This window comes from Vibrio sp. 10N.286.51.C3, from assembly GCF_003050065.1.
In the GTDB taxonomy this organism is placed as follows: Bacteria; Pseudomonadota; Gammaproteobacteria; order Enterobacterales; family Vibrionaceae; genus Vibrio; species Vibrio crassostreae.
Genome location: NZ_PIGC01000012.1, coordinates 55,768 through 82,654 on the forward strand (window position 1 = coordinate 55,768; position 26,887 = coordinate 82,654).

Consider the following 26,887-nt stretch of genomic DNA (forward strand, 5'->3'; position numbering starts at 1 on the left):
ATGAAAAAGCGAGTCATCCTTTTAGCCATGGCCTTAACTTCGGCACTGACTTCCACTCATCTTTTGGCTGCTGAAAAGCTACGAGTTTATGCTGCATCATCAATGACCAATGCGGTTAACCTGTTGGTTGAAGAGTTTGAGAAAGATCATTCTGTCGATGTGATTCCTGTGTATGCGAGTACGTCATCTTTGGTACGACAAATCGAAAGAGGAGCACCAGCAGACATTTTTATCTCGGCAAATGAAAAATGGATGACGCATTTAGTCGATCGTAAATTGGTTTCTAGTGACAATGTCACAAATTTATGTGAAAACGAGCTAGTGTTGATTTCCCCTAAAGATACATCGGTAACATTAGACCTATCAAAAGGTAATCAATGGGCTAAACTACTTACTAATGAGAGGCTTGCAGTGGGCAACACCATGTCGGTTCCTGCTGGTATCTATGCGAAAGAAGCGTTAGAAACGTTAGGTGTATGGGACGATGTGAAGACTCGATTGGCACCAAGTAACAATGTTCGTATGGCTTTAGCCTTAGTCGAGCGCAGTGAAGCTAAGCTTGGCATTGTCTACAAGACGGACGCATTGCTTTCCAAAGAAGTAAACCTAGTGTCGATGTTCCCATCAGATCTGCACACACCAATACGTTACCCTGTAGCGAAATTGAACGATAAAGTCGTTGCAGAAGAGTTCTATACTTTCCTAAAGAGCGAAAAAGCGAAAGACATCTTGAACAGTTTTGGATTTGAAGTGCGTTAAATGAGTTACTTATCGGAATACGAATACCAAGCCTTAATGCTGAGCTTGAAAGTCGCTGGGTTTGCCATCTTATGGCTTATTCCTATCGGCATTGGTTTGGCGTGGCTACTTGCTAAGAAACAATTTGTAGGCAAAAGCATTGTAGAGAGCATTGTCCATTTACCTTTGGTACTTCCACCTGTGGTCATCGGATATTTACTGTTAGTGATGATGGGTAGGCAAGGCATCATAGGCTCGTGGCTTAATGACGTGTTTGGTATTGTATTTAGCTTTAGTTGGAAGGGTGCAGCACTTGCTTGCGTGGTTGTGGCGCTGCCATTAATGGTTCGCTCCATCAGGCTGAGCCTAGAAACCGTAGACAGTAAGCTTGAAGAGGCCGCTGCGACATTAGGTGCGTCACCTCTTCGTGTGTTTTTCACGATCACTTTACCCTTGATGATCCCTGGGATCATTACTGGCACCATGCTTTCATTCGCAAGAAGCTTAGGGGAGTTTGGCGCGACCATCAGCTTCGTTTCAAATATTCCCGGTGAGACTCAAACCATTCCATTGGCCATGTATACCTTTATTGAAACCCCTGGTGCGGAAATGGAAGCTGCGCGTCTGTGTATCATTTCTATTGTGATAGCGCTTGGTTCATTGATGCTCTCTGAATGGCTCAATAAGAAGTCGGCACAACGACTAGGAGGCAATGCATGAGTGCTTTGATCCTCCAATATCAGCAACAACTTGGCGAAACGTTTTTTGATATCGACTTGGAATTACCAAGTAGCGGCATCACGGCTATTTTCGGTCGTTCTGGAGCGGGTAAAACCTCACTTATCAATGCGATCAGTGGCCTTAAACAGCCAGATAAGGGGCTGATCAGCGTATCTGGCACGACCCTGTTTGATAGTGAAAATGGCATTAACTTGCCGACTCACAAACGTAATGTCGGCTATGTGTTTCAAGAGTCGCGATTGTTTCCGCACATGAAGGTGTCAGGCAATCTTAAATATGGCATCAAAGACTTTGATAAAACGCATTTCGATCAGATTGTCTCCTTGTTATCTCTCGGTTTATTGCTAGACCGTTACCCAGCTCGTTTGTCGGGTGGTGAGAAGCAACGAGTGGCGATTGGACGTGCTTTATTGTCTAAGCCGAGCATTTTGCTGATGGACGAACCATTAGCGTCTCTCGACTTGCCTCGTAAGCGTGAAGTGATGCCGTTTTTGGAGAACTTATCTGAAACCGTTCAGATTCCGATCATTTACGTGACGCACAGCCTTAACGAGATTCTACGCTTGGCCAATCATCTTGTGATCATCGAACAAGGCAAAGTCATTTCGTCGGGTGTGACAGAAGAGGTTTGGGCATCGAGAGCTATGCAACCGTGGCAATCTTTCTCAGAGCAAAGCTCATTATTTGAAGCCACATTAGCGGAACACAATGATGATTATGCACTGTCTCGCCTAATGTTAGGAAAGTCGACGTCATTATGGGTTCAGAAAGTGTCGAGTGAGCTTGGTACTGCAGTAAGGCTGCAAGTTAGGGCAAATGATGTTTCTATCACACTAGAACAGCCGAAAGGGACTTCGATTCGTAATATCCTTCCTGTCACTATTAAAAGCGTAGAGACGCACCAACAAGGCACAAATAAGCAGAGTGTCGCTGTCGAACTAGAGTTAGAGTCTGGATGTTACTTATGGGCAACGATTACGTTGTGGGCTCTGGATGAGTTGAATCTAGAAATTGGGCAGCGTGTTTACGCGCAAATTAAAGGTGTAAGTGTCGCTCAAAGAGATATCGCGGTAACACATTAAATCTGTCAAGGTCACCTTTTCGATATTGTCGTGATGTTGCAGTTTCTAGGCTCTGAAAATTCGATCTTGATTCCATGAATGGAGACATGCGTCATTTTTATACGGTATAACTGCCAGTTTTGAGCCACGCTGTATGTGTGCTGAGGCATATTAATTACCTCAATAATAATAAGAAAAAGTATCAGGCACAAAAAAGCCGCATGTTTGTAATAACATACGGCTTCATCATTAAGTTTTCGTTAAGCATTCAACCTAAAGTTAGGTCTGAGGAATAGCTTATCGGATGAAGACTTCTTTAAAATCACGCTTCAAGATAGCATCGCGACGCGCTTTCTTGATTTGCTTAGCCATATCTTTTACACAGTTATGTAAAATTTGGTCAAGTAGTTGAGCTCGGTACTCTTCTTTTTCTTCATCAGACATGCCTTCTGGAAGTTTAAGAGTAGGGAACTCTTCCATCATGTTTACGCCAGCAAAAGCTTGGCTAACAGATATTAGAGCGTGGAATTGCTCAAAGTTGTCCAAAACATTTTGTGCGCTTGCTGGAAGGCTGCTCCAAGTTTCACGCACTGCTTCTTCAGACACCTCATGAATAGAAGTAACCATGTTGTGCATCTCTTTAGGCACTTCATCAAATTCGATAACTTGGCGAAGCTCTGGTGAGATAGTGGTTAAATCGATTTCTTGTACTTCGTTGTTTGTAGCGTCTGACATAGTATTTCTCTTTAAAAAGAAACAATGCTAAAAAGATCTGTAAAAAAGTCAATATAATATAGAGATTAGGGCATGATTTAAGCCCAAATTTGAGCTACTTTGAATATTCAACACTAGATAAAGGTGATGTGATGATAGAAAAGGGATCTTCGATGCGCATATTGCTGGTTGATGATGTTCAACTAGACAGGATGCAACTTGCTATTCGACTCAAGCAATTGGGTCATATTGTTGAAGCTGTCGGTAGCGGAAAAGAAGCCCTGAACGTCTATTCTGATTTTGATCCTGAACTTGTGTTACTTGATATTAGCATGCCAGACATGGATGGTTTTGAGGTGGCTAACGAGGTTCGTAGGCAATTTCCAGAATGGGTTCCGATCATCTTTCTAAGTGGCCACGAAGAACCTGAAATGATCGCGAAAGCGATTGACGCTGGTGGTGATGATTACCTGATAAAACCTGTAAACAAGGTGGTTTTAAATTCTAAGCTGATTGCGATGCAGCGTATCGCGCATATGAGACGAGAGTTAAAACAGAGTACCGCCAAGCTCGAAGAACTGAATATCCTCTTGCAGCAACAAGCCAATGAAGATGGCTTGACCAAATTGTACAACCGTCGATATATGGACACTAAGCTTGAAGAGAGCATAGCGTGGCATGGAAGGCGTAATATACCCATGACAGTTATATTGCTAGATGTAGACTTCTTTAAGCCTTACAACGATAATTACGGCCATATTCAAGGGGATAAGTGCTTGCAAGAGCTTGCTAATACCTTGAAGCTGCTTTTTGTTCGAGCAGGAGAGTTTGTCGGCCGTTATGGCGGTGAAGAGTTTGTTCTTATCTTAAGTGATACGGATAGCGATGCTGCTATGTTACAGGCGACACGCATAAAAGAAGCGCTACATGAAATGAATTACGTCCACGATTATTCAACGGTTTCTGATAGGGTGACAGTGTCACAAGGTGTGTTGTCATTTGCACCAGAAGGGGGTGAATCTATCGCCTCTATTTACGAAAAGGTTGATCAAGCGCTTTATCAAGCGAAGCAAAGTGGTAGAAATACCTTTGTACAGCGCAGTATTTTGGAGCTTGCAGGCTAGTTGGCGAGCTCTTCCGGATATTTGAATTTATACTTCTATTAGCGTTTGAGCTTGGAAGTACTTTAAGTGATAAGAGAAATGCCATATTCAAAGTCATTTTCTATGGCTAATACATGTTGGACACTGATTGTCCCTGTATTCTACTTTGCGGTTCCTACCAATGTTCAAGCGAACCAGTTGTCTGATCTTGTCCGTAAGGATATAGAGCAGAACTTTGCAACCAGTGTACTTCTTAACGACACTGATGTTTTTACCTTTGGTATCAACAACTTTGACCCTAATAAAGTGTTTCGTTTAGACAATGAAGACATTGGTTCGAATGATTCCGTAAGTCGTCGGAAAAACATAACCTCACTTAGCCTCCCTTATACATTTGAGCTACCAGCTTATATCGAAGATAACCATCAAGAGGTGACGCTGCGCTTATCAGCATTACGCACTGAGAAAGACGTTCAATACGCATCAGAAACTGTGTCTGATTTTCAGAAAGAGACTGTGATATCTGGCTATGTTGAGTTTGCAAACGTGTCTCAGTTGGATGAGTACTGGAGTTTTCATTCAGCGATTGGTAACCATATCTCTTACTATCGGAATGATTTTGAGTATCGTGCGAACATACTTAAACCTGTTGCCGAACAGCTTGATGGGTTGTATCTCAATACTGACGCTTGGGCTTACATCATAGAGCCCAAGATTAAATTGATCTATGAAGACAAGAATAACTGGGGTAAATACAAACTCAGTACCAGTTGGCATTATTTTAATGGTGTGGGTTGGGGGGAAGCCAATAACGGTAACATTGGCCACCCAGAAGGTTGGTATATCGCCAATGAAGCAAAGATCTTTTATGATTTAGTACGTTGGGACAAAAACATCACATCGATGTATTCCAGTATCAGACGAATTGATATTGGGGGCGATACTGTAGCACCTATGGGGACAACGTCATATTACGAGGGCAGTGTAGGGTGGTTGCTTAACCCAAACCTGTTTAATGAATGGGTCGATAACGTGGGAATAGGTTTTACGATTAACTACGGAAGTAGCTTAAAAGGCGGGAGCTTGGTTATCTTCTTCAACCAAGATTAAGCTCCCTCTAATCTAGTTACCGAGACTTACGTTTAACTATCAACACACAGCTTGTTTCGACCTGTTTCTTTCGCTTTGTAGAGAGCCTTATCAGCAAGCTTCAGCACTTCTTCAGGATGTCTGGTGGTGGTACTGTCAGACAGCCCAATACTCACCGTCACGTTCACCACTTCCGATGGTTTGCCATTCTTACCCCGCTTTTTAATCCCCACTTCATGATCGTCAGGGCGTTCGTGGCTATTCCGAATCGTCATGTCGTAGTTCTGAATCTCGGAAATCAGAGCTTGAAGGTGCTCTTTAACCTGTTCCGAGTATTTGCCTTTAAAAATGATCGTGAACTCTTCGCCACCATAACGATAAGCTTTCGCGCCACCGGTCGTTTCTCTCAGAATACGAGCCACCAGTTTTAACACATCGTCGCCAATATCATGTCCGTAGGTATCGTTGAATTTCTTGAAGTGATCGATATCGACCATTGCCATCGAATATCTACGCCCTAGGTGCTTCATATCGACTTCTAATGCATGTCTGCCTGGGATGTTAGTCAGTTGGTCATTAAAGGCCATATCATGGCTAGCAGACATTACATAGACGATAATCAATATGCCTGACAAAGAGAACATGGTGCTTGAGATGTATTGGATATCAAAGAATATGAAGGTACTCGAAGACAACAAAATCGCGCTGTAAACAACGACATCGATAGAGCGGTCATAGACTAAAACCAAAATCGACGTTAGGCCCAGTAAACAAAGGCTATAGAGCACCAGAATAAAAGGCAGTTTAGAAAAGTCTCTAACGGTAAATAGAACCCCTTCACTCCATGATTCAAAACCTCCGGCATGGAAGTGAGACACAATCAGTTGCGCCCAAACCATGAATAGCACCACAACCAAGGCGTAAAGTAACATGGACTTTGAGTTAACCCCGTTATCGGGGAAGGCATATACCAATAAGCAAGTAACCGGCACTAAAGCGGCCAGAAGAGACAGCTCCAATAATGTGGTTCCAGTGTTTAATGGGGTTTGTAAGCGGACTTGGATGATAAAATAGGCAACGAGCATGGTAAGAGACACCATAGCCATACGACCTTGCCTGAATGTGTGACACAGCAAAACGGCAACGCTCAATAAAATATACGGAAGGTTGCTAGCAAACCCTAAGTTTGAATCGGTCACGAGAATGACGTTGTTCATACCTACGAGTAACATTGCTAATAGAAGTAAGGGAAAGCAAAATCGAAACATGCTCGACGTTACAAAAGAAGATGCCATTTATGTGGTGAGCCTAAGTGTACTGATGATCTTGTAATTTAATTTTATACGTAGGATACGGTTAAACAAGCGATTGCCAAGCTTTTTGCGTAAATCAGAGCAAAAACATAGTCATAGGTCGCTATTGGTGCAACTCTTTTTATATGTATTTGAGTTGCTATTAACCATAGAGCGAACTACATAGTATATATGAGAAATTAATTAGTCGTTATAGTTACTTAACATGCAGTTAGTAAATCTGTAGTAATGAGTAGGGTATAGTAAGGTAACAATATGTAGATCGTTGCCAAATTAGGCTAGGACACGATCTGTTGTGATAGCTACAAATGGAGGTGTGGTATGCAAATTAGTGTTGATGTTCATAACTATATGGAAACTCTGGTGGGTCATGTATTGTCTACCGAGGAATATGTGTCTAGTTATACCAATGAACAGTTGGCGGATCTCGCGTGTTTGGCTTTGGGTCAACTCAAACCCATCTATATTCGTTTTGATATCGATTTTCTGTCAGCATTGCCAGAAGACAAATTGGTGCTATATAAGCGCAATAGTGAGATCGCGGTCAAAAATGCAGAAAGTATGATTATTGACGACCGAAGACGCGAACGTGACGACAATGTGCCCGTTATATTTAGTCAACACAATTTTGATGATGACGTAGAATTACAATGGTATGAAAAGCCGTTGTTGAACCGTAAACAGTCATGATAGTTTAGGGTTAATACGGTCATTTAAGGAGTAAAAAACGTGGGATTCTTTTCTAGATTATTTGGTGGCAAAGAAAAAACCGAACAAAAAGTAGAGATTGAGCCAGTCGAATATAAGGGTTTCAATATCTATCAAGATGCCATTGCAGAATCTGGTCAATACCGTGTTGCTGGGCGAATTGAGAAAGAATTCGATGGTGAAATTAAAACTCACCGTTTTATTCGTTCAGACGTTGTTTCAAACAAACAAGATGCCGATGAATTGATGCTTAAAAAATCGCAGATGTTCATCGACCAAATGGGCGACAATATATTTAGCTAGCCAATTAGGGTTAGAATTGATGTTGGTCATCATTTCGAGAGCTTTCAGTGTATATGCTGAAAGCTCTTTTTAGTTTTAGGGACAAAGAACAGCTAGTAAGTTGTTATTTAAAGGATTATTTGCAAGTGGTTTGACCTCTTTGTTCGAGGCGGTCGTCATTTCTTCAAATGAAGCGCTCAAATTCCATCCAAATCGTTATAAGTAATAACTTTTCCTGTTCTTTGAACAAAACGCTTGAAGTATTAGTTGTCGTTAGATACAAACGAATAAGTCATTCGTGCCAATAGTCAAGGAATAGCTATGCAAATTGGTGTACCAAGAGAAACACTCGCGGGTGAAACGCGAGTCGCTGCTTCGCCGAAATCGGTAGAACAGCTTCTAAAATTAGGATTTGAAGTTTGTGTTGAATCACAAGCAGGTGCGTTAGCAAGTTTTGAAGATGCAGCTTATGAACAAGCTGGTGCAAAAATTGTAACCGCAGATGAAGCTTGGAAATCCGATATTATCTTTAAAGTTAACGCTCCGATCGTTGACGAGTCTAAAAATGAAATCGATCTACTTAAAGATGGCGCGACATTGGTCAGCTTTATTTGGCCTGCTCAAAATCCTGAATTAATGGAACAATTGTCCAGTCGTAACATCAACGTGATGGCGATGGACTCTGTACCTCGTATTTCAAGAGCTCAAGCACTAGATGCATTGAGTTCTATGGCTAACATCGCGGGTTATCGTGCTGTGGTTGAAGCGGCGCATGAATTTGGTCGATTCTTCACGGGTCAAATTACGGCGGCAGGTAAAGTTCCACCAGCAAAAGTACTGGTTGCTGGTGCGGGTGTTGCTGGTCTAGCGGCAATTGGCGCTGCGGGTAGTTTGGGTGCGATCGTTCGTTCGTTCGATGTTCGTCCTGAAGTAAAAGAACAAGTTGAGTCTATGGGCGCTGAATTCTTGGAAGTCGATTTCAAGGAAGATACCAGCGCGGGTGATGGCTACGCAAAAGAGATGTCTGAAGCATTCAACAAGAAAGCTGAAGAGCTTTATGCGGCTCAAGCTAAAGACGTCGACATCATCATTACAACGGCACTGATTCCAGGTCGCCCAGCGCCTAAGCTGATTACCAAAGAGATGGTAGACAGTATGAGTGCAGGTAGCGTGATTGTGGACCTTGCCGCTGCGAATGGCGGTAACTGCGAATATACGGTTGCTGATCAAGTGATCACAACGGCTAACGGCGTGAAGGTGGTTGGTTACACTGATATGGTTGGTCGACTGCCAACTCAATCATCTCAGCTATATGCAACGAACCTAGTTAACCTGCTGAAACTGCTTTGCAAAGAGAAAGATGGCAACATCAATATCGACTTTGAAGATGTCGTTCTGCGCGGTGTTACTGTGGTTAAAGAGGGCGAGGTGACTTGGCCAGCTCCGCCGATTCAAGTTTCTGCTCAGCCACAACAGGCCAAACCCGAAGAAGCTAAAGCTCCACCGAAGGTTCAACAACCTGTGTCTCCTGTAAAGAAAGTCGCTGGCATTGCAATAGCGGTTGGTGCTTTCGCTTGGGTAGCATCGGTTGCTCCTGCTGCGTTCTTATCCCACTTTACCGTTTTTGTTCTCGCTTGTGTGGTGGGTTATTACGTAGTTTGGAATGTAAGCCATTCTCTGCATACGCCTTTGATGTCCGTGACTAACGCGATCTCAGGGATCATCGTTGTAGGTGCACTGTTACAGATAGGACAAGGAAGTGGCGTCGTCACTTTCTTATCATTTATTGCCGTATTAATTGCAAGTATCAATATCTTTGGTGGCTTTACCGTGACCAAACGTATGCTTGAAATGTTCCGTAAAGACTAAGGAGTAACAGATGTCTGAAGGATTAGTACAAGCAGCTTATATTGTTGCTGCTGTATTCTTTATTATGAGCTTGGCTGGGTTATCGAAACAGGAATCTGCACGTGCAGGTAACTATTACGGTATCACGGGTATGGCAATCGCGTTGATCGCGACGATCTTTGGCCCTCATTCTGCTGGTATTGTATGGATCATCATTGCGATGGTGATCGGTGGTGGTATTGGTATCCACTACGCAAGAAAAGTAGAAATGACTGAAATGCCTGAGCTGGTGGCAATCCTGCACAGCTTCGTAGGTATGGCTGCGGTACTTGTGGGTTACAACAGCTATATCGATCCACCTGCTGCTGTGTCACTTAACCCTGCTGATATTCATGCAGAGCACGTTATCCACTTAGTGGAAGTGTTCCTTGGCGTATTTATTGGTGCTGTGACGTTCACAGGTTCGATTGTTGCGTTTGGTAAGCTTCGCGGCGTTATCTCTTCGTCTGCATTGAATATCCCGCATAAGCACAAGTGGAACCTAGCGGCTATCGTTGCTTCTACATTGCTGATGATCATGTTCGTTAAAGCTGACGGCAGCATGTTCGCGTTAATGGTGATGACACTTATCGCATTCGCATTCGGTTACCACCTAGTGGCATCGATTGGTGGCGCTGATATGCCAGTGGTCGTCTCTATGCTTAACTCGTACTCTGGTTGGGCAGCAGCAGCGGCAGGTTTCATGCTTGCGAATGATCTACTCATCGTAACTGGTGCATTGGTTGGTTCGTCAGGTGCGATTCTTTCTTACATCATGTGTAAGGCGATGAACCGTTCGTTTATTAGTGTTATCGCTGGTGGATTCGGCCAAGAAGTGGTCGTGTCTGATGGTGATGAAGAGCAGGGTGAGCACCGCGAAACATCAGCTGAAGATGTAGCGGACATGCTGAAAAACTCAAAGTCTGTCATCATTACCCCAGGATACGGCATGGCTGTAGCTCAAGCTCAATACCCAGTGCATGAAATCACTGAGAAACTGCGAGCGCAAGGCATCAATGTTCGATTTGGTATCCACCCAGTTGCGGGTAGATTGCCGGGTCACATGAACGTGCTACTTGCTGAAGCTAAAGTGCCTTACGATATTGTTCTTGAGATGGACGAAATCAACGATGACTTAAGTGAGACGGATACTGTATTGGTTATCGGTGCAAATGACACCGTGAACCCTGCAGCACTTGAAGATCCAAACAGTCCAATTGCTGGTATGCCAGTACTTGAAGTTTGGAATGCTCAGAATGTTATCGTATTCAAACGTTCGATGAACACGGGTTACGCAGGTGTGCAAAACCCACTGTTCTTCAAAGAAAACACGCAGATGCTGTTTGGTGATGCTAAACAGAGTTGTCTAGGTATTTTAGAACATCTATAGAAAGCATTTTAAGTAATCTGTAATAACTAGATAAGGAGCTCATTTGAGCTCCTTTTTTGATCTTCAGAACGAATGAGCAAGCTCTTGAAAGCTGAGTGACAAGAGCGATGTGTTAGCGTTACCTCGTCTATCCCAATAAATTTGTAAGCAAGCCAACCAGCGTACTAGTTTGCATGTGCGGAATGGGCACATAATCGCGGGTTTAGTCACTGTTAGCGGTCATTCTCACTGTTTTTCATGCGGTTAAAATTTATCTTTGATAGTGAATGGTATATATTTGTTTGATCTATATGAATTTGCGTTGGTTTGTGATCATCAAAAGAACATTTTCTCTTCTTATTGCTACGTTATCTGTGTCTGCAAATGCATTTGCAGACTCTTTACCCGAGCGTATCGATAATTTCACCAAACTCTTTGATCATGAAACCGCCATCGAATCTTATGATATTCGAGTGCTGCAGGCTGATTATCCAACACGTTTGATCATGCCGTCGTCAATGCTGCCACAAACAGCAGAGTACCCGTTAAAAGATATCCAGCGTTTATACCAGTTATCAAAGACTTGTAGTGGGAAATTACCGCTAAGTCCGTTGATTACAGAGCCTTTAGTTTTTACTCGTGCGATGTGTAAAGGTACCAAGCTTTCAGATCGTTGGTTTAGCCGCAGTGGCTTGATTCACCCTGGTGGTGGCTCTTATGCCGCACGATACGTAGAGAAATACCCAGAAAAGTTCGACTCTCTGAAACGCTTTATGCATATTCAAGAGCGTCCAAACACTGAACACGACGAACTGTTGTCTCGCTTACAACAAATGGATAGTGAAGCTATCACCGCGCTGCTAGCGGGCGCGAGTATGTTTGTAGAACTCGATGAAATGTGGGTAAAGCGCGGCGATAGGTACTACCTGTACAAAGAATCAGTCTGGAGTGAAAACGCAACGCTTTCAGGGCTGTCGTTCAGTTTGTCATCAGAAGGCAACAGCTGTTTTGTTCAGCGCGGTAACGTATGTTGGGAAATAGAAGATCATTCAGAGCTTCTTCAAGTTGCCATGTTTATTTTGGTGATTGCCAACATCCTACTGGTATTAGGCTGGGCAATTTACCGATGGAACAGTAAGAAACAAGAGATGAAGAGCCGTATGCTGGTTCTTCAAATTCTAACGCACGAATTAAGAACGCCGATTGCGAGTTTGTCATTGACGGTTGAAGGGTTCAGACGTGAGTTCGAACACTTACCAGAATCGGTATATGATGAGTTTCGTAGACTGTGTGAAGATACCCGCCGTTTAAGGCAGTTGGCGGAAGCAAGTAAAGACTATTTGCAATCAGACAACCAACCGCTCGCAACAGAGTGGGTACCAAGTGTTGAAGAGTGGCTTCAATACAAAGTTGAAGAAGATTTCGCTCCGGGCATTGAACTCCGTGTAAACAAAGATATTGCTGCAAAAGTAAACGTATATTGGTTAGGAACGTGTATCGATAACCTGATCAGAAACGCCGTGAAATACGGTGTAGCTCCAGTGATACTAGAACTGAATACTTCTGACAAGAAGCTGACATTCAAAGTTATAGATAATGGAGACTTGTCTCGCAAAGATTGGGGGCAACTAAGAAAGCCATTCGTAAGTAAGAGTGGACTCGGTTTAGGTCTGACGATAGTGGAATCTATGGTCGGAAAAATGGGCGGTCACATGACGCTTATTGGCCCCCCAACAACATTTATTTTGGAGATACCTTGTGAAACAGACATTGCTTCTCGTTGAAGATGATAAAAATTTAGCTGACGGTTTATTAGTTAGCCTTGAGCAAGCTGGATATGAATGTTTGCATGCAGAACTGATCTCTGAAGTTGAAGGCTATTGGGAACAAGCGGATCTAGTGATTCTAGACCGTCAACTTCCTGATGGTGACTCAGTAGATTCACTTCCAGGTTGGAAGAAAAAGAAAGACATCCCTGTTATTTTGCTAACGGCTCTCGTAACAGTAAAAGACAAAGTAGCGGGCCTAGATTCAGGTGCAAACGACTACCTAACTAAGCCTTTCGCTGAAGCTGAACTGTTTGCTCGAATCCGTGCGCAGTTACGCCTTCCTGATGCTGAGGATCAAGATGCATCAAAAGTAATGGCTCAAAATCTTGTTATCGACAAAGCGACACGTGAAGTGTTTTTCAATGAACTGGAAGTTACTTTAACGCGTACTGAATTTGACCTGTTGCTATTTTTGGCAAGTAACCTTGGCCGTGTTTTCACACGTGATGAGCTACTTGACCATGTATGGGGTTACAACCATTTCCCAACAACACGTACGGTAGACACGCACGTTCTGCAACTAAGACAGAAGCTACCAGGTCTAGAAATTGAAACGCTTCGTGGCGTTGGTTACAAGATGAAAGCGTAATGAAAAAAGCCTTACTTCCACTATTAATGTTGTCTTGCGTAGCGAATACCGTGCAAGCAGCGGATTGGTTCAAGAGTAGCGATACTTTGACTCAAGTACATAAACATCTATTGGATAATGATTTACCTCAGATGTTTGATTCACTAGTGGAAGTTTGGCAAATCAACTCTTCTCAATCACGAGAAGATCACCTCAATGAACTGTTCGATCAAGCATTGAACAAAGATTGTGGTAAAACCCTCACAAGAAAAACACTGCCAGATTGGATCAGTTCAGTCGTCGTTAAACGACACGTTATTCAAAGTCCCGGCAGAGATACATTTCGTGTCGCAATTAATGTTGAGTCCGAAAATGATATTAAAGACATAACCTTCGAAAAATGGGTCGATAAGGTTGTGTCATCTGATAGTGAGTTCACCAAAGAAAATGAAGTCGTAAATAACGCAGCGGTGAGCCTATTCCAAAAGCGTTACAATTTAGCGTCTCAACTAGAATCGGGTTTGTATCGTTTAAGTGTGAAAGGCGATGGTGGAAATTCTTGGAGTACTTGGATTATCCTTGGTGAAGTTGCAATGCGTCAGCAAGTTCGCTGGTCTTCAAAAGACACCTGGCGAATCGATAAAAAAGAACTTCTGAACCCTTATTGTCCTCTTCCTAAACTCGAAATTGGTTTGTACGATTATGTCGATGAACACTATGAGCAGGTGTGGGGCAAGAGCTATGAATCTGATTATCCAATGAACCTAACTGGCGAAGAACTTCCAAATGATCGCTACGTTTTGGCAGTATCAATGGTTCATTCACGCTGGCAAGGCGACATAGCGATAGAACAAGCACAAACTATCAGTAAAACTTATGATATTTCTAGCGAAGAAGAGTTAAAGTAATTTAAAATTGTGCCGTTAACTATGTAAGGGATCTAACAAAGATAAACGGCATGAAAAATACAACTAAACTACTCGCAGCATCAATTGCATTCGCCAGTCTTCCTCTTTCAGCAGCAAACTACGCCATTGAAGCGCGTGGTGATGCGATGGGTGGTGTTGGTGTTGTTTCAGCAAACTTCCTAACCGCTCCATTCTATAACCCGGCACTTGTTGCTATTTATCGTCGTAACGATGATATGGGCATGATTACGCCAAGTTTTGGCGGTAGCTATAATGACCCTAACGATATGAAATCGAATATCGATAGCGTCGTTGATGCGTCAAATACTGCAGACCTGGACGCAGCGCTTAATAATCTTGATGGCAACCAAGCTAATGTTGAACTGGGTGGTGTTGTCGCATTTGCGCTTCCTAATCAGTTTGTTGCAGCCAACCTTTTCGCTAAAGCCTATACAGAATCATTTGCGACTCCTAACGTTTACACGACAGGTTCAGATGAAGACAAAGTTGAACTGTCTACAGTTGAAGCGGTTTCAATCGGTGTAGCAGAAGTCGGGCTTTCTCTAGCAAAATACCAAACCTTTATGGGCCAACACATTTCATTTGGTATCACACCTAAAATCCAACGTATTTACACGTACAACTATGTTGCATCGGTTAATGATTACGATTTATCTGACGTGAGAGAAAATAGTGATGGTGATACAGCATTCAACATGGATGCTGGTGCACTTTGGTTCTTCGGCCCGTTCCGAGTAGGTGTTGCAGCAACTAATTTGATCTCTAGAGATATAGAAACCAAAGATACGACGAGAACGCTTAACAGCAGCACAAGTAGTGCGACACACCAAGTCGGTGGTAAATACACTTACCAACTAGAGCCTGTGTATACGGTTGGTGCAGGCATCGTATCGGATTACTTTTCGTTTAGTGTTGATTACGACCTAAATGAGACTGAGAAGTTTACTTCGTTTGATGATAACGAACAGATGATTCGTGTTGGTACTGAAGTTGATCTTCTGCGTCAGCTTAAGTTAAGGGGAGGGTACTACAAGAACCTAGCTTACTCTGATTCGGAAGGAACAGTCACAGCCGGTATTGGTATCTCGCCACTTAACTTGTTCCAGTTAGATCTAAGTGCGAACTACACAAACGAAAATGCAATGGGTGCTTCAATCAATTTCCTTGCTAGTTACTAACAGTCCTTATATAGTTCTGCTCCTAAATAAAGGAGCAGAGCATGCTAAACGACTTACCAACCCTTTCTCACGAAGAACAACAGAAAGCTGTTGAACGAATTCAAGAAATGATGACTCAGGGCATCAGCACAGCACAAGCTATCAAAATCGTTGCTGAGCAAATTCGTGAAGAAATGAGTAATAAAGAAGAGTAGGGCATCAGCCCTTCTTTTTTAACGCCTTAGTGCACTATAACTAAATATATTACCCTCCAGTATATTATCTCGCACATGCCAACTCTTTAGTTACCCTAAATTCCGAACCGTTAAACGCCATTAAATGCCTTTTATTCAATAAGTTATATCAGAGTAATCCACTTTTTAGGCCTTTCTTGGCCTTGGGTTGTAATTAAATTACAGCAAGATGTGAAAGTAAAACAACCGCCATATCAGGTGTCAGTATTTGTGTCACCGCGTCTAAGTGGCTAAATATAAGGAGTTTTTAAGGCTGGTTACGCTGTGACTTCTATTTTTAGCGGATACAAGTGCAAGAAGTTCACAAGCAGACAAATGAGGATTTCATCTAAGAGCAGTGCGAGAGGAGTAACGACGCGATTCCGCGAGTGACTGACCACCGCTTAGAGCAAGCTTTACTCGCGGCCAACGCGACTTTAAGAACAAGTGCTTAGGAAGCTTAGAGGCGCAAGGAAGAGCAGTTTATAGAGCGATTCAGAAACGATAAGTATCAACCTGAGAATGCTATTGGTGGCGTTATTGATTACAGGCGGTGTTATTGCAGATGGTGAAAGCGCTTGGAGGTGTCCAAACCGATTAGAATTCTGATGAGACAACAAGGCTTATGGGTTTGTTTAGTCAGCAGTTAAAAATCTAACGGGTGCTTGAGTGGAGAGTAGATATCGACAGGGTATTGGCGTGTTGATTGACTAATGGCCGAGAGTTGAATGTGTAAGTTCAGTCCACTCTAGCGAGCCTCAATAAAATGTAACGACTTGGTTTCGACCGTTGTCTTTAGCTTCATAAAGCGCTTTGTCTGCTCGCTTAATTGCAGAACGTATAGACTCATTCTGCTTAAGTAGTGTAACCCCAGTAGAAGCCGTTACTGTCTGCGCGTTAGGCCATGTATTCTGGTCCATAGCCAGGTACAAATCATCGATTGATTCGTGACACTGTAGCGTTGTTTGCTCTAGGCAAACGAGCAGAAACTCCTCACCACCCCAACGATAAAGCAAATACTGCTCCCCAAGCGTTTCATTTGCGATAGTAACAAATTGAATAAGAACCTTATCACCTACTTCATGGCCATGCTGGTCGTTGATCTGTTTGAAATGGTCTAAGTCAAACAACGCGACGTGAATCATTTTTCCTTGTTGTGCTAACCATTCGAAATCATAGAAGGTATCTAGCGCTTCGGTCCTGTTTCTGCAGCCAGTTAACGGATCAGTAGTGGCCTTGACTTTTAACTCTTCAATTTCTTGGGTTAAATGACGTTGTTGCTGTGCTAAACGCGTTTTGTTTCGTTGTGCTATATGTAAAGCACAAGCGACATAGTAGATCGCGTATACCACCCATAGTCCAATCAAGAGTTCGCCTAGCAAAGCCTTGCTGATAATTTTGCCTTGGAACACAATATTCGAGATGTTAAGTGAATGATGCCCAGCAAGCGTGCTGGCACCAAGCCCGAGTTCAACAGATACCGCGTTCGTAATGTCTACTGCGCTATCAGAAACAGGGCGTTGATAATGATCTATCCACCAGAAAGGAACATTGAAGTAGCCCAAGTCAATTTGGCTTGCGTCTGGTAGCGAAAAGTCTAAGCGATTGAACTTGTTCGACATTGCATCGCCTTTAACGCTGTAACCCTCGTCATAGTTACGAATGTAGAAACGAAATCTTGGGTTCTCTTGGCCTTCGTAGTCCATATTAATGGTTACCGAATCGAACGTGGAGAGATCTAACCCTTTGCCTTCTTTCGATATGATGAATTCAACCTCACAGAAAGGCTTGCTATAGGTACGCTCAAAGTCACACTGTAACTCAATGCCGTTATTTGACTTGTGTAATGATGCAACCGTGCCGCCATCATGATCTCGGTCTGTATTGGCGAGTGTAGGGTATTTGTCTGGGCTAATGATGTAGCTCTTGTTCATTAGTTTATCAAAAGAGAATAGCGACAATAGGGTGATTGCCAGGCAAAAAATCGAGAGGAATATGTTGAGTTTGCGGAATGCTTTGTCGCTCATGATATTAATCCGTACACGTGATTCAAACCTAATATCCAATGCCTTAGAGCTGGCGTAATCGAAGGTTAGAGATTAGCCTTGTTGAAATTGCTATATCTAAAACTGTTCTAGAACTGACGGTTATACATGAAAGTGCGCCATTAGACCAAGATGAAGTTTAAAAATTGAACGCAGAGCATTGATTTTGAATGTTATTTACTCAGTAAGTACCGTTTTGATGGAAATATAAAATTAACTGTATAAATATACAGTTAATTTTTATTGAGTTTGTTTTTTGTCATTAGAGCGAATCTAAGTCCTTTATGAGGCCGCCAAGTGGTGGACCATGAGCAAACTTTTCTTTAGTTTTAATCCAGCAATGTTGCACTGTCACTTTTCAAAATATGTATCTTCAGTGAGTAAGTAGAACTTATGGAGAGAACCTCAAACAAACACCTGAATTGTTAGCGTTTATACTCGTTCGGAGCCTGGTTTAATTGTCGATTTGAGCGCTGGCCAAGTTGAATATACAGCTAGTAGCTAGTGATAAACGAGATTTGGTAATTGCTAGGTTTAAGGTCTTAAATCTCCGCTGGTTCATAGGCACGGCACCTCAGAATCGGACAATTCAATGTTGAAGAAACTGTCTCTCACAATGGTGATCATCGGCACCATTATGTCATTAACTAATCCTGAGCCTAACAGCCCTAATCAGAGACACGAAAACCAAGTATAGCCAACAATATCAAACTCAACGTGCATAAACGCGCAGCTAAAATCCATAAAACCCACGACATTAAGGACTTAATCCGGCTCTGTGTGCAAAATCCGCAAGGACTAAGATACTGAACCCCCTCAGATTTTACGCACAATTTGTCAATCCCATTTTAAAATGTCCTCATTTGCCCCAAATAGAAATGTCCCGTTGTTAGGTCTTTCGACTGGAGGCTTTGAATGGTTCGGTGAGGACTGGGTTGATGGTTCGAGGGGCTGTTTGAAGGGCTCTTTGTTGTGCACGGCGCTTGGGGGCTTTCTTACTGCGGGTTCGTTGCTGTTGTTGTTCGAATTCTTCTTGTTGTTGCTGAGCAAATTTTAAAACTTGGCCGAGGCGTTTGTTGTCGACGATTTGGGTTTGTTGAACGTGCTCGAGTTTGTCGAAGGTTTTGAATTCGAGTTTTCGATGCCCGTATTGGATGGCGATTTCACCGTTTGGGTAGTCGAGTATCTTGACGTTTTCGTGCGTTAATCGGCTGTTTTCTTCGGTAGGCCCAATGAGATAAATCACTTTATCGTATTGAAATGTCAGTGACTTTGAGAGCTTGCGGGTTTCTTGCCAACTGAAAATATCGTCGAGTTCTTGCTTGGACTCTCGAACCGGACGATGCATGTCTTTTGGGTATTGAGCGGGCTTAGCAAAGCGATGGTTAAAATCGGCGATGAAGTAGGGAAGCCAGGCGTTGGCTTGTTCGATGGTGTCGATACCTTGTAAGCGCATCTCTTTAACCAGTCGGTCTTGCAGCGTGAGGTTAGCTCGCTCAACGCGGCCTTTGGCTTGGGAGCTGTTGGCACAGATGAGTTCTATGGCCAGTTCTTTCAACACGCGCCCGTATTGAGTTTGGCCAACTTGTTTATGTTTCTCCTGATTCACTCGAAAAATCGAGTGCTTGTCACTGTAAAATGCGATGGGTTTACCGTGCTCATTAAGGTATTCACGCGTGGTCAGCATGTAATCAAACGCGGATTCTGTCTCACTGAATCTTAGGTTCATCAAGCGGCCAGTCGCATCATCAATGAACACCAGTAGGCAGCATTTGTCGCTGCGGCCATCAAACCAGTCATGATGTGAGCCATCTATCTGAACCAATTCTCCAAGACAGTCTCGACGGTAACGAGGCTGATAGACCCGAGGTTTGCGTTGTGAATGTGGAAGCCACAGTCCGTCGGCGATCATCCATTGACGGAGTGTTTCTTTAGAGACGGATAGATTGTGTCGTTCAGTCAGTTTTTCCAGAGCGAACGTTGGTGAGAAGTCAGAGTATTGCTCACGGATAAGTTTCAGTATTTCAATTCTGAAATATTCTGAGTAGCGTCGATTACTTGGGCGTCCACGCGCTGCGTGTGTAAGACTTTGAGCGCCAAGAGAGACAAGTTTGTTTACCAAACGTCGGATATGACGCGCAGACAGATTCAAAATGACAGCAGCGTCAACTTGGCGTAGTCGTTTTTCACGTACGTCAGTAAGCACCTTGAATCGCTGAATATCTTTTTCACTCATAGTAATAAGCATCCGGATAACTCCTAAGCAGACCAATATAGGTAAGCTTAGGAGGACATTTTAAAATGGCTCAAACCGGACATTACTAAATTGCTCTAACAAGCCAACTGCGTATTATGTACGTTATGTTAAATAATGCGTGTGGTAACGTAACTTCATGTTGTACTGTTATACTCAATCAACTTAATGGGATAAAGCGCCAATATCTCCTGTAGTGTTCCATTATTTTTTATATGATCTGTGGCTGCCATAACTTCATGTTTACATACTCTGTAGTTCTTATAAGTTCATATACTATGATTACAGAAATTTTCATTCTTCTAACTTCATTTTTATTCGTTCGAATAACAAGGTGTTTTAGCTACCTTATCTATTTCTCACTGTCTTGTTCTGACTCCTTCAATAAGAAGAATGAATAACACAGCTGATTAAGTACTATTTTTTATGATTTAAATCACAGAATTTTCTTGGATTAAAAAGGAAATTAATGGCTAAATTAACGATGATATCTAATATTTAAACCATAAAATGTGGCAAATTACGATGTATTGTTTTGTCTCGACAAAATCAACCAAGGAGTTATACGTTGTTTTGTCACTATATTGCCACAGAATAAACTGCACTATCACGTTTTATAGGCATAAAATCTTGAAAGATGTGGGATTCAGCATGATACTGAGATAGTAACTACCAATATTTAGTAGGTATTATCTTTATGAATAGCGTTAAGCAAATATCAAATGGTAAACATTCACACTGGGTCATGTTTGACACAGGCACGTGCATGCCTACCCTTTATCCCACCATGTATTATCTGAGTGAGTTAACGACACGCGCACCTGAGACTCAGAAGAAAACTCTGTATGCGTTGACATACTTTTATAAGTTTTGGGAACGTAAATATGGCATGTCGTTTTGCCACTACTTACTGGCGAATAATTACGACTTAGCCGAGCCTATCGTTGAGTTGGATAACTTTTTCGAGTTCCTTTGCTCCAACCAACACCTACACGATAATCCTATAGAAGGCGCAGCTCATTACTTGAACTCTGCTTCCGACAGCGCCAAGAAAACAAATGCTGGCCGGGTACGCACTGCGATAAGGTTTCTAAAGTACCTATCTCGCACATACTCAACAGTAAAATACTTAAGTATGTCTGTTAGCGATTGTAAAAAACTCCGCGTACAGTATGAGCAAGATCTTGCATCTATTAGTAATAGGTTGAATTTAATAGAAAAAAGTAGCTCATCTAGTGAGAGGAAGCCTTTGTACCAAAGTATTCCCAAAGCCATGCGGCAGGCAATCATGTTAATGACGATTCCATCGACCCCTAATAAACCTAACTCGCGCAATCCCTTTTCTTCAACCTACATTCAAATCCGTAATGATCTGCTAGTTAGGCTGTATTTTTACTATGGTTTACGAGCTGCCGAAGCTTTATTATTGGATGTACGATCTTACAAAATGAGCGCTCCAGATCCGAGTGGTGCTATTAACTACTTGCTCGTTGTCACCAATAGAGAAGAAGGTGTAATTGATAAACGAGCCCGCCAACCCTCCATCAAAACTAAGCACTCTCATCGTATTCTCTCCTTAAGTAAGCGAGATTATCTACATCTAAAAGGCTTTATTGAGCAATATAGAAGTCGACATTTTGGTGACGGTGTTCATCATGATCATGGTTATATTTTTACCTCATCTGTAGCGCCATTCCGTCAGCTTTCCTATGAAACAGTTAGAGATATATTCGAAGCCCTTGATTCTGCTTTAACAAAACATTTTCCAATGTTCAGGGATACAGAGCTGTATCTAGGTATACCTAATCTGACACCTAAAATTGCTCGGCATACATGGGCATATGAGCAACTTAACCACCTATACAATGCTGAACGAAGAAAAGCTATTGAGGTAGCTGCAAGCACTGGGCAAGTCCTAAACAATAGCCAGATAATGTCAAATGTAGTCAATATCTTACGCTCACAAGGTGGGTGGTCAAAAGATAGTAAAATGCCTATGAGATACGCAAGACGATTTTTTGATGAACAGGGAAATTTTCAAAACCTTGAACGTATTGAAACTGACTGCTCCGACATACAACGAAGTTTCAAAGCCCACCTAGACACTGAGGAGTTTGAGGCGACCTTCTATGACTTCCAATAATGTGATTGTTCCCGACGGTAGTAACAATAATGAGTTGTTTTCAGATACTCAGAAGGCAGCTATTGAGAACTTGCCTGTTCCTAAAGAGCTAACTTTCTTAGCAGCAGGTCAATTCGATAGTAAATCAATATTTACTGATAGCCAAGAATGGAGGTTTAGATACTCAGGTGAGGAACGTGCTCTGTTTGTAAACAGAGCCTCATGTCCCTACAAAAATAAAATAGTAAAGTTTGCGGTATCCCAGTATTTGATTGATAAGCTACCATCTCATCTAGTTAATACTGTCGCTTGCATATATGAATTATTCGATTGGTTTGAAAAGCGTAAAATTGAGTTTTCAAAAAGAAACACAATTGATTTGCTTGATCGAGGGATATGGGATGAGTTTCAAGGTAGAGAAAGTTCTTTTTATACTGTTATTTTCCTTATTCGCACATTGGCTAAATATGACTTCCCATTGATTGGTGAAGATATCGAAGATGATTTAGTGCTCATTTCGCGTCCACGAATAGACACTTTCCTTATATATCAAGAAACTGATAACGTCATATCAAATGAAACTCTAACTCTAATATTGAATGGACTCTGGGGTATGAGTAATTCCTTTGACTATGGACTTCCATTGAAAACAAAGCATCTTATGGACGCAAGTATTCTAGGTTTAGAATATGTAACGGGTGCTCGCCCAGCTCAATTAGATAAGTTAATTACCTCAGATTTCAGCGTAGATACATCAGTAAAAAAGGGAGAAATTGGACGTTACTCGATCGCTATTCCCTACGCAAAAACAGGAGAACTTTCTAGCGTTGTGGAACGAATCAAAATCGCTCTCCCCTATGAGGTCGCAAATCTAATAAGGGCGTATATAAAACAAAAAAAACTTACACCAAGAGATAAGCTCTTTCCTACTTGGAGTACCACAAGTACAGCTGTAAAAAGATCCATAAATCGTCAAATATTGAGATTTTCACCTACGGAATATCAAGATCTTGTACGTAAAGACAAAACAGCCATAAAGCTATTTACCCCTTCTGAGTTCCGTCATAACGTAGGTCATTCACTCGCAATGCAAGGTGCAACGGCTGCCGATATTGCGTTTATTCTGGGTCACTCTTCACATGCGGTTGCAAAACATTACATTTTAGCTACTCCAGAACTAGCGCGAGTACGCTACCGTGCATTAGGTGTGAATTCGACGTGGCAGAGCATGATGGCTTTGATGGTTACAGGAGATCTAGTTTATGCCGAATGCTGGGTAGGTATTAATGTAGCGGGAATTGTCGGTGGTCAACTTCATACTAATTGTGGGGGTTGTGGGAGGATCTCCAATGAATGTCCATTTACTGAACTTAGGGCCTGCTATGGATGCCTCTACTTTCGCCCTTTTATTGAGGGTGAACATGAGCAGGTTCTTTTGGGAATGCAAAAAGAAATTGCTGAAGCTGTGGCTCTTTCAAACGCTGTTGGTAATGCTCGAAACCCTGTCATTGAAATCCTCACTCGAATTAAAGAGAACATCATGTTCATAATAAAACGTATTGAAAACCTCTCACCAATACCAGTTTTGGCTGTCGATACCCCCCCATCATCTAACGTGCTTCCAGAGACTATTGTTGCCTTGAAACAAGGAAAAACCTTATGAATGAAAGCCGTAAAAAACTGTACGAATTTATAGCTTCACAAAAGAGGCGTTGGAATATTCGGAATGAGAACTTTGGTGATAACCTTGATTGGAGTTCTGAATCACACCACCTCGGAACAAAAGGTATTGGTTGGCTTAAAACTAGCGGCCGTTCGGTCAAGGCTATATTCGTTTATACTGGTAAGGCTTTTAAGCAACCAAACATTCAAATTGAAGACGTTCAGTATCAAAATTTTATTCGCGCGTATTTTATGTCTATTATTCCATTGAATGACGCAATGCCCTCTGCATCTAAAACCTACGATACCATCCAGCTTCTTCGACACATTTACCGCTCCTTAATTTCAGTCACAGGTCAGACTAACCCTATTTATCTGAACAATGAAGTGTTCAACCACGCTATAGAACTAATATCTGAAGCTAAACCTAATGATCTAACAAATGTGGCGAACAATGCAACCAGACTCCAAGCGATTTCGAAGATGATCGATGCATTGGGTTTTACTTTAACACCAACAGATTACAAATCGAGTTATGCCAGTGTTAACACCAATTATACAAAGAAGGCGCAACGGGCAAAGGCATCAAAAGAAATACCTGATGGTATTGCTGATCCTAGTGTGCCTGACGAACAGGATAAATTGATTACCATTAAAGCATTTCTTAATACTATCGCTTTGATTAACCTTACTGAAAGTATCGGAGAGAAGATTGTACTTAACCTCCTACTATTATTAATTGCAACTGGGTTTAGGTTTGAGGAAGCTTCTGGTTTACAAGAGGATGCCTTAGAGCGCATTCCCGTTAAAGGCGATGCTCTTGCTCTAGCGAAGAAGTTTAATCTACCGTTGTATGATCTAAAAATAAAGTACCTTGGGGCTAAACATTCATCGGCGACCGCGCACTGGGTGGAACCTAATGCGATTACGCTAGTTGAGTCTATCTTCGAAGTTGTACTTAGCTTAACTAAGCCATTCCGAGAAGTGCTTATAGCACAAAGAAAGACAAATTTTACTAATTTTCTACCTTCAGAATTACCCATTGGAATTGATGGGTTGGTTGATTTGAGTGATATAGATGGGCTTTTAGTGACAACTGCGGCTACTGGCAAAAAAGATGGTAGAGACCGTGCTAAAAAAACATTAACTAATTTAAAGATCTTTCCTTCAATAGATATCCCAGACCCAAATAATGCGTCTAAAAGCATCATTAAATACGCTCCAAAAGATCTAAACGATGGTTATTTAAGTTATATTTCCAACGAAATGAAATTGTTAAGTAATGGCGATGGATTTTTCCGAAATCAGCCCCATAAAGGTAAACATATTCGGATTGATTACGAAAGATTGTTATTTATCTATCCTTCCGGAGCAAGTTCCATTGGGCAAAACCGTTCCTATAACAATATAATTCGAGATGTTGGTGCACCAGAGATTGCTCGCGTGTTGGGTGCTCGAAATAAGAATGGACGTTCGACAGGCGTTTCATTTTTTAAGAAATATGGGTTAGCTGAAGAGGATGGTTCAACGACTGAATTGACCACTCATATACCTAGACACAATGTTAATACCTTCTTGTCTATTGCTGATATTTCAGAGCATTTACAGGCGATGCTTATGGGGCGAAGTAATATATTCCAGAACCAACATTACCAACACTTAACGATGGCACAGAAGCTTAAAACGCCATCACTATCAGAGTTTGATGAACTTGAAAGCCAAGCTAGTGCGAATAAAGGTCATGTGGATGATGATGTTAGTGAAGATGATGACCCACAGTTGGACTTGTTTCCTTTCGGTTCTGATCCTGACGTTACCTCTCTCCAAGTAAAGGTTGAAAACAATCTGAGCACCGACCTCGATGAGCTATTTTCGGGGATTCTTGATGACTCTGTGACGACTAATCCCGTAGAGTATGTAAAGCAGACACGCGCAATGATATTTGCCCCTGATTTAGACCTAGAGACAAACATCAAAAATAACCTACATACTCTAGGCTCCCATGAAGAAAACGCAGCCTATCTAGCAAAGAAGCTTTCAGGTAATTTTATGCCCGATCTGAACGATAGCTATTCGGAGTTGATGGATTGTGGAGAAGAAGAAAAAGCGAAAGACTTACTTAAGACACACTCGCACCTAAGTCCATTACCTCTAGGTAGTTGTACGAGAAATCTTGGACTTTGGGGGTGTCCATTTGGAGCTAAATGTCAGGCAGGACAAGAATGTGCGTACCATGTTCTAACTGGGCGTGCCGGGGAATTAGAAACAATTGTAAATCGCTCTATTAGTAATAAGAAACACGTTGAAACTCTGTCTGAACTAGTAATGAATGATAATAGCTATTCGGAGTCTTTAGCTAAAGTAGAAGATAGTAGTAAAGTACTGGAACTCATGAAAATTAGATCGATGGAAGCGCTATCTAAAGGTGTTGTTGTATCATTGATCGAATCACCTATTAGAGAGCAGCTTGCCGTTAATAAGCGACCTACAACACTTGCCGATATGTTCTCTATAGAGCAAGTACGCATCGACCGAGGAAGACAAGAATCCAAAGGTGAGGAAACTAGCTAATGACAACACTTAAGGGACAAGCCTTAGATCAAGCTATCGAAAATGAATTGATCCTAATCACCAATGAAGGTTTAGTACAAGAGATAACACCGACACTTGTTCATACCCGACTTAAAAGCAAGGGGATAATCCAAGGACAAGTAAGTACGCTGTCTACCCCTCCTAGAAAGGCTCTAATTCATAAGTATAATCTTCAATTACTGAATGGCCTTGGACTAACACCAGTAGAAGAAGGACTCATCCTTTCTAGAAATAGCAAGGCGGCTTTTATGCAACGAATACAGAAGCTTCAAGCAGAAAATGACGAATTAAACGAACAACTACAAAAAAACACTTATACCATGCTGACTATCATTAAGATGTTGAAAACACAGACAAGGCTGCCGATTGAAGAAGTATTGTCCCCTTACTTGCTAAGCGAATTAAGAGATGACGAAATTAAGAATAACTGACGATACGAAAGAACGGGGTGAAAATGGATAAGTCGAGAGCCTTCACTGTACTGGTACTCG

General features: G+C 42.0%; 22 protein-coding genes. 18 read left to right on the forward strand and 4 right to left on the reverse strand.

Annotated elements, in window-relative coordinates; all coding sequences use genetic code 11:
• The 3 genes from modA to modC are packed head-to-tail and all read left to right on the forward strand — an operon-like array spanning position 1 to position 2,561.
• Positions 1-759 carry a molybdate ABC transporter substrate-binding protein gene (gene modA / locus CWO27_RS14465; RefSeq protein WP_107899127.1) on the forward strand — a complete coding sequence of 253 codons (759 nt, stop codon included), beginning with the start codon at positions 1-3 and terminating at the stop codon, positions 757-759.
• Complete coding sequence (gene modB, locus CWO27_RS14470; protein WP_107899128.1) at positions 760-1,458, forward strand: molybdate ABC transporter permease subunit; 699 nt, start codon at positions 760-762, stop codon at positions 1,456-1,458.
• A complete protein-coding gene (modC, locus tag CWO27_RS14475) occupies positions 1,455-2,561 on the forward strand; it encodes a molybdenum ABC transporter ATP-binding protein ModC (protein ID WP_107899129.1) in 1,107 nt (368 codons plus the stop codon). The genes modB and modC overlap by 4 nt, the downstream gene beginning before the upstream one ends.
• Positions 2,562-2,837: 276 nt before the next feature.
• On the opposite strand, the gene CWO27_RS14480 is transcribed toward modC, so the two are convergent.
• A complete protein-coding gene (locus CWO27_RS14480) occupies positions 2,838-3,275 on the reverse strand; it encodes a DUF3069 domain-containing protein (protein ID WP_004731036.1) in 438 nt (145 codons plus the stop codon).
• 152 nt (positions 3,276-3,427) lie between these two features.
• On the opposite strand from CWO27_RS14480, the gene CWO27_RS14485 reads away from it, so the two are divergent.
• Together CWO27_RS14485 and CWO27_RS14490 are read left to right on the forward strand one after the other, a co-directional pair.
• On the forward strand, positions 3,428-4,378 hold the full coding sequence (locus tag CWO27_RS14485) for a diguanylate cyclase (RefSeq protein WP_102433176.1): 951 nt from the start codon (positions 3,428-3,430) through the stop codon (positions 4,376-4,378).
• Positions 4,379-4,456: 78 nt separating this feature from the next.
• Positions 4,457-5,467: a Solitary outer membrane autotransporter beta-barrel domain gene (locus CWO27_RS14490; protein ID WP_102433177.1), complete on the forward strand. Its 1,011-nt coding sequence runs from the start codon at positions 4,457-4,459 to the stop codon at positions 5,465-5,467.
• Positions 5,468-5,499: 32 nt separating this feature from the next.
• On the opposite strand, the gene CWO27_RS14495 is transcribed toward CWO27_RS14490, so the two are convergent.
• Positions 5,500-6,741, reverse strand: a complete 1,242-nt coding sequence (locus CWO27_RS14495) for a GGDEF domain-containing protein (protein ID WP_107899130.1) — start codon at positions 6,739-6,741, stop codon at positions 5,500-5,502.
• A gap of 339 nt (positions 6,742-7,080) precedes the next feature.
• Between CWO27_RS14495 and CWO27_RS14500 the strand changes: the two genes are divergently transcribed.
• The 9 genes from CWO27_RS14500 (at position 7,081) to CWO27_RS14540 (ending at position 15,703) form a co-directional block, all read left to right on the forward strand.
• Positions 7,081-7,449: a late competence development ComFB family protein gene (locus CWO27_RS14500; protein ID WP_048660158.1), complete on the forward strand. Its 369-nt coding sequence runs from the start codon at positions 7,081-7,083 to the stop codon at positions 7,447-7,449.
• Between the two features lie 39 nt (positions 7,450-7,488).
• Positions 7,489-7,770: an HlyU family transcriptional regulator gene (locus CWO27_RS14505; RefSeq protein ID WP_004731023.1), complete on the forward strand. Its 282-nt coding sequence runs from the start codon at positions 7,489-7,491 to the stop codon at positions 7,768-7,770.
• A gap of 300 nt (positions 7,771-8,070) precedes the next feature.
• A complete protein-coding gene (gene pntA / locus CWO27_RS14510; protein ID WP_048662800.1) occupies positions 8,071-9,618 on the forward strand; it encodes a Re/Si-specific NAD(P)(+) transhydrogenase subunit alpha in 1,548 nt (515 codons plus the stop codon).
• A 10-nt stretch (positions 9,619-9,628) separates the two neighbouring features.
• A complete protein-coding gene (pntB, locus tag CWO27_RS14515) occupies positions 9,629-11,026 on the forward strand; it encodes a Re/Si-specific NAD(P)(+) transhydrogenase subunit beta (protein WP_048660160.1) in 1,398 nt (465 codons plus the stop codon).
• Between the two features lie 290 nt (positions 11,027-11,316).
• Positions 11,317-12,789, forward strand: coding sequence for a sensor histidine kinase VxrA (gene vxrA / locus CWO27_RS14520; RefSeq protein ID WP_048660161.1), 1,473 nt, complete (start codon positions 11,317-11,319; stop codon positions 12,787-12,789).
• Positions 12,764-13,423: a response regulator transcription factor VxrB gene (vxrB, locus tag CWO27_RS14525; RefSeq protein ID WP_009845363.1), complete on the forward strand. Its 660-nt coding sequence runs from the start codon at positions 12,764-12,766 to the stop codon at positions 13,421-13,423. The genes vxrA and vxrB overlap by 26 nt, the downstream gene beginning before the upstream one ends.
• Entirely contained in the window at positions 13,423-14,310 is an 888-nt protein-coding gene (locus CWO27_RS14530) for a DUF2861 family protein (protein ID WP_107899131.1), read from the forward strand. The genes vxrB and CWO27_RS14530 overlap by 1 nt, the downstream gene beginning before the upstream one ends.
• A gap of 50 nt (positions 14,311-14,360) precedes the next feature.
• Positions 14,361-15,509, forward strand: a complete 1,149-nt coding sequence (locus tag CWO27_RS14535) for a conjugal transfer protein TraF (RefSeq protein WP_048660163.1) — start codon at positions 14,361-14,363, stop codon at positions 15,507-15,509.
• 41 nt (positions 15,510-15,550) lie between these two features.
• Positions 15,551-15,703 carry a YoaH family protein gene (locus CWO27_RS14540; protein WP_004731009.1) on the forward strand — a complete coding sequence of 51 codons (153 nt, stop codon included), beginning with the start codon at positions 15,551-15,553 and terminating at the stop codon, positions 15,701-15,703.
• Positions 15,704-16,479: 776 nt separating this feature from the next.
• Here CWO27_RS14540 and CWO27_RS14545 read toward each other — a convergent pair.
• Together CWO27_RS14545 and CWO27_RS14550 are read right to left on the reverse strand one after the other, a co-directional pair.
• Positions 16,480-17,748, reverse strand: a complete 1,269-nt coding sequence (locus CWO27_RS14545) for a GGDEF domain-containing protein (RefSeq protein ID WP_441351761.1) — start codon at positions 17,746-17,748, stop codon at positions 16,480-16,482.
• A 907-nt stretch (positions 17,749-18,655) separates the two neighbouring features.
• Entirely contained in the window at positions 18,656-20,002 is a 1,347-nt protein-coding gene (locus CWO27_RS14550; RefSeq protein WP_107899157.1) for an ISNCY family transposase, read from the reverse strand.
• Positions 20,003-20,717: 715 nt separating this feature from the next.
• Between CWO27_RS14550 and CWO27_RS14555 the strand changes: the two genes are divergently transcribed.
• The 4 genes from CWO27_RS14555 to CWO27_RS14570 are packed head-to-tail and all read left to right on the forward strand — an operon-like array spanning position 20,718 to position 26,827.
• The gene (locus CWO27_RS14555) at positions 20,718-22,163 is read left to right on the forward strand and encodes a site-specific integrase (protein WP_107899133.1); all 1,446 of its coding nucleotides are present in this window, start codon (positions 20,718-20,720) and stop codon (positions 22,161-22,163) included.
• The gene (locus tag CWO27_RS14560) at positions 22,150-23,805 is read left to right on the forward strand and encodes a site-specific integrase (protein WP_107899134.1); all 1,656 of its coding nucleotides are present in this window, start codon (positions 22,150-22,152) and stop codon (positions 23,803-23,805) included. Before CWO27_RS14555 ends, CWO27_RS14560 begins: the two co-directional genes overlap by 14 nt.
• Entirely contained in the window at positions 23,802-26,375 is a 2,574-nt protein-coding gene (locus tag CWO27_RS14565) for a hypothetical protein (RefSeq protein ID WP_107899135.1), read from the forward strand. The genes CWO27_RS14560 and CWO27_RS14565 overlap by 4 nt, the downstream gene beginning before the upstream one ends.
• A complete protein-coding gene (locus tag CWO27_RS14570; RefSeq protein ID WP_107899136.1) occupies positions 26,375-26,827 on the forward strand; it encodes a hypothetical protein in 453 nt (150 codons plus the stop codon). The genes CWO27_RS14565 and CWO27_RS14570 overlap by 1 nt, the downstream gene beginning before the upstream one ends.
• Positions 26,828-26,887 lie beyond the last annotated feature (60 nt).

Excerpts from the sequence above, each read along its gene's own strand:
- CWO27_RS14560 (WP_107899134.1), top strand. The coding sequence starts at position 22,150 with ATGACTTCCAATAATGTGATTGTTCCCGACGGTAGTAACAATAATGAG.
- CWO27_RS14545 (WP_441351761.1), bottom strand. The coding sequence starts at position 17,748 with ATGAGCGACAAAGCATTCCGCAAACTCAACATATTCCTCTCGATTTTT.
- CWO27_RS14495 (WP_107899130.1), bottom strand. The coding sequence starts at position 6,741 with ATGGCATCTTCTTTTGTAACGTCGAGCATGTTTCGATTTTGCTTTCCC.
- modC (WP_107899129.1), top strand. The coding sequence starts at position 1,455 with ATGAGTGCTTTGATCCTCCAATATCAGCAACAACTTGGCGAAACGTTT.
- modB (WP_107899128.1), top strand. The coding sequence starts at position 760 with ATGAGTTACTTATCGGAATACGAATACCAAGCCTTAATGCTGAGCTTG.
- CWO27_RS14550 (WP_107899157.1), bottom strand. The coding sequence starts at position 20,002 with ATGAGTGAAAAAGATATTCAGCGATTCAAGGTGCTTACTGACGTACGT.
- CWO27_RS14490 (WP_102433177.1), top strand. The coding sequence starts at position 4,457 with ATGCCATATTCAAAGTCATTTTCTATGGCTAATACATGTTGGACACTG.
- CWO27_RS14570 (WP_107899136.1), top strand. The coding sequence starts at position 26,375 with ATGACAACACTTAAGGGACAAGCCTTAGATCAAGCTATCGAAAATGAA.
- CWO27_RS14565 (WP_107899135.1), top strand. The coding sequence starts at position 23,802 with ATGAATGAAAGCCGTAAAAAACTGTACGAATTTATAGCTTCACAAAAG.
- CWO27_RS14530 (WP_107899131.1), top strand. The coding sequence starts at position 13,423 with ATGAAAAAAGCCTTACTTCCACTATTAATGTTGTCTTGCGTAGCGAAT.
- modA (WP_107899127.1), top strand. The coding sequence starts at position 1 with ATGAAAAAGCGAGTCATCCTTTTAGCCATGGCCTTAACTTCGGCACTG.
- CWO27_RS14480 (WP_004731036.1), bottom strand. The coding sequence starts at position 3,275 with ATGTCAGACGCTACAAACAACGAAGTACAAGAAATCGATTTAACCACT.
- CWO27_RS14535 (WP_048660163.1), top strand. The coding sequence starts at position 14,361 with ATGAAAAATACAACTAAACTACTCGCAGCATCAATTGCATTCGCCAGT.
- vxrA (WP_048660161.1), top strand. The coding sequence starts at position 11,317 with ATGAATTTGCGTTGGTTTGTGATCATCAAAAGAACATTTTCTCTTCTT.
- pntB (WP_048660160.1), top strand. The coding sequence starts at position 9,629 with ATGTCTGAAGGATTAGTACAAGCAGCTTATATTGTTGCTGCTGTATTC.
- CWO27_RS14555 (WP_107899133.1), top strand. The coding sequence starts at position 20,718 with ATGAATAGCGTTAAGCAAATATCAAATGGTAAACATTCACACTGGGTC.
- CWO27_RS14540 (WP_004731009.1), top strand. The coding sequence starts at position 15,551 with ATGCTAAACGACTTACCAACCCTTTCTCACGAAGAACAACAGAAAGCT.
- CWO27_RS14485 (WP_102433176.1), top strand. The coding sequence starts at position 3,428 with ATGCGCATATTGCTGGTTGATGATGTTCAACTAGACAGGATGCAACTT.
- CWO27_RS14500 (WP_048660158.1), top strand. The coding sequence starts at position 7,081 with ATGCAAATTAGTGTTGATGTTCATAACTATATGGAAACTCTGGTGGGT.
- pntA (WP_048662800.1), top strand. The coding sequence starts at position 8,071 with ATGCAAATTGGTGTACCAAGAGAAACACTCGCGGGTGAAACGCGAGTC.